Annotated in this window: 4 protein-coding genes; 2 read left to right on the plus strand and 2 right to left on the minus strand. The window is 41.4% G+C overall.

Annotated elements, in window-relative coordinates; genetic code table 11:
- Positions 1-274 precede the first annotated feature (274 nt).
- Positions 275-772, minus strand: a complete 498-nt coding sequence (locus HCZ42_RS21545) for a GNAT family N-acetyltransferase (protein ID WP_069542827.1) — start codon at positions 770-772, stop codon at positions 275-277.
- A complete protein-coding gene (locus tag HCZ42_RS21550; protein ID WP_069542826.1) occupies positions 769-1,041 on the minus strand; it encodes a DUF1778 domain-containing protein in 273 nt (90 codons plus the stop codon). The genes HCZ42_RS21545 and HCZ42_RS21550 overlap by 4 nt, the downstream gene beginning before the upstream one ends.
- 813 nt (positions 1,042-1,854) lie before the next feature.
- On the opposite strand from HCZ42_RS21550, the gene HCZ42_RS21555 reads away from it, so the two are divergent.
- Both HCZ42_RS21555 and HCZ42_RS21560 read left to right on the plus strand, forming a co-directional pair.
- Positions 1,855-2,355 (plus strand): DUF2569 domain-containing protein, encoded by a 501-nt coding sequence (locus tag HCZ42_RS21555; RefSeq protein ID WP_025630370.1) that lies wholly within the window; start codon positions 1,855-1,857, stop codon positions 2,353-2,355.
- 143 nt (positions 2,356-2,498) lie between these two features.
- Positions 2,499-2,852, plus strand: a complete 354-nt coding sequence (locus HCZ42_RS21560; protein ID WP_167422714.1) for a hypothetical protein — start codon at positions 2,499-2,501, stop codon at positions 2,850-2,852.
- Positions 2,853-3,025 lie beyond the last annotated feature (173 nt).

Raw genomic sequence — 3,025 nt, forward strand, 5'->3', positions numbered from 1 at the left:
GTTTTGAGTTCCAAGTGGTTTCAGTGACAGGTGCTTTGAAACTGCGCCTGATTTGAGTCTTTCAAAGTACATAAAGCCAGTGTTGGCAAAGCGGCAATAGACTTCAAATCAACGCTTTAGGTTTGGCAACTAACAAAGCATTCAAGAGGGATTCGCAACGCTTGGCAGTTTTTGTTTGAATTGGCTTTAGTGTTTACGGCACAATGGTTTAGGTTAGGTGGTGGCGTTGTTCACCCCTTAATGCGGCGTTAGTTTGCTAAAGGCTAGTGGTTAACTAGCCTAAGCTTGATCTCACATCAGAAATGGTGATGAAGAGTTTATTTTCTGCGTCTTTAAATGCTTGAAAACCATAGCGTTCATAGAAGTGTTTCGCACCGTCTTTGGCGTCAACGATAACAACTGGAAATGCAACGCTATCACTAGCAGCTAATAGCTTTCTGAGTGCGTCGATAAGCAGCCACTCACCAAAGCCTTTCCCTTTGTATCGGTCATCGACAGCAAGACGGGCAATCAGACCACCAGAGGTGGATGATTGGTGCTTTTTTTGTAACTTATCAGGCAATGCCTTTAAGTCAATTGGTGTCATTGTTAGCGTGTAAAAGCCGATGATATGTGAGTTGTCGTTATCATCTTCCAAAACAAACGTTCTGGTGTTGTCTTTCTTTGCTTGCTGACTCGCCATTACTTTTAAGTAATTATTGAGAGCTTCGATGCCGCAGTTGAATCGGTTTCTATCGTGTTTAGCTTTATCTAGAAGTACCGTATTCATCATTGAGTTTTGCTCTCGTATCGACTAGCAGCAGCTTTTAGTTTTGAGTTCTGTGTTGCAGGACGGTCTAAAGCGTCCATCAGCAACATAGCATCAGCTTGGCTCAGCTTTAAAGTCTGCTCACGCTCAATGACTTGTTTAGCTTTTTCGATTGCAGCACTTAAAACAAATGAGTTAATACTAGACATACCAGCGATTGCGGCAGCCTTAGTAAGTAAATCTTGTGTATCGACATCAACTCTAGCAGTGATGCGAGGCAAGGTAGTAGCCATTATGTTATCTCCTGTCGTGTCAAAATGTCACATAGGTATTATGGTCTTAAAGTGTGCAATTAGCAATCGTTGTGTCACTTTGGCACGCAAACTAACAAACAATTTAAGAGTGATTCAGCACGCTTGGCATTTTCGGTTTGGATTAAGTTTAGTGATTAATGTGTTCAAATTGAGTGTCGTGGTAGAGTGCCTCACACCTTAATTGGGCGTTATGTTTACTTGAATTTCAATGGCTTAAATATCTTTCGATCACTGTTCTTTGTCCCTTTAGCCATTCGTTCGAGTTGCCTCAGCAAATCCGCATTGTCGGCCTAAACTCTTGAATCTCTCAACCCGTGAAACATGCCTATATCTGTGGGTTGCTTCATTTTCAGGTCGTGGCGGTTGGTTTCAAATCTCACTGGCTCTAAGTCGCTTTGAGCGTATTTGCCAATCAGTATGTTAGCTTGGCAATTGCCTCGGCAATTTGCCATTGTCCTACGCTTTGGTTGGAAAGGGTGCGTGGTCGTTGAACGTTTATCGGGTTGCCTCATTGGGCAGGGAAGTGGAATTACTCGTTTCTGGTTGGTCGCCTTTGTCGGCCAAGTCGGTTCTTGCCTTGTGGATTAATTCAGAAAACTAGTCTGAAATAGCAGTTCTTTCTCAAGTAAATCATGCGTTTGTGGTAAAACATAACAAGCAATTTAAGAGGGATTCACAACGCTTGGCATTTTTGCTTCTACTTCAATTTTAGTGTTTACGGTACAATGCTTTAGGTTTGGGGGGAGGCGTTGTTCACCCCTTAATTGGGCGTTATGTACTTAGGAGTAAAGTATGGAAACAACGGAAGTATCTGAAAGAAATGAGCCACTAAAAATTGGTGGTTGGCTAATCCTTATCGCTATTGGTGTTGTCATCGCACCTGTTAGATTGTTGTATTTTGTGGGCGTTACTTATCCTTCAATTTTTATTGATGGAACGTGGGAGGTGCTTACTACTTATGGTAGTGAGATCTACTCGCCGCTTTGGGGACCAATCATAATCGGAGAAATAGTGGGTAATCTACTGTTTGCATTCTTGGGAATTTATTTGGCTTACCTATTTTTTACGAAAAGGTCGGTATTTCCCAAGTGGTATCTTGGGTTGGCCATAACCTCTACGGCCTTTATCCTGATAGATGCGTATCTTGTATCAATAGTGTTACCAGAAATGGAAGTGTTTGACTCTGAAACAACGCAAGAAGTAGTGCGTAGCTTGTTTACCTTATGTGTTTGGTCTCCCTATCTTTTATTCTCTCAAAGGTCAAAAAGTACGTTTGTAAAAGTACGTACATAACAAAGCGTTTAAGAGGGATTCTCAACGCTTGGCAGTTTTGTTTCAAAGTTTAGCTTTTGTGTTTCTGGCAACAATGGCTTAAGTTGGGTGGCATCGCGTTGTTCACCCCTTAACGCGGCGTTAGTTTTCTTTTGGAGTTTGCAGTGATAAATATTCCTGATTATTGGTTAGATTTTATATCCAATAACAATTTGAGCAATAAGTCATTTGAGATCCCAGATGATTTTGATTTGTCTGGGTTAGGTGCAGATTTTAAGGTCTTTGCTCGCTCGGAGATTGACGATGAAACTAGTAATTATTATCCGGGTATTAACGTCGTTAAATCTGGGTACATAGCTGTCGCTTGCTGTTTGTGTGGTTCTGGTGATCCATACTTTATCAATGTGAATGATGGTGAAAATGGGAAGCTTTATCGAGTTTACCACGACGATAATTCCATCGATCTTGTTGTAAATAATTACAAGGATATCTTGAAGTTTGCAGAGCCGGAAAACTAACAAGGCGTTTAAGACGGATTCACAACGCTTGGCGATCTCAGTTTAAGTTGAATTTAGTGTTTAAGGTACAATGGGTTAGGTTTTGTGGTTGGCGTTGTTCACCACTTAACGCGGCGTTAGTTGCCAAGGAGGAAAACCCAGCTAAAGCAGAATGATTTAGAGCTAATGTTCGT

It is taken from the genome of Vibrio hepatarius (assembly GCF_011806575.1).
GTDB classification, from domain to species: domain Bacteria; phylum Pseudomonadota; class Gammaproteobacteria; order Enterobacterales; family Vibrionaceae; genus Vibrio; species Vibrio hepatarius_A.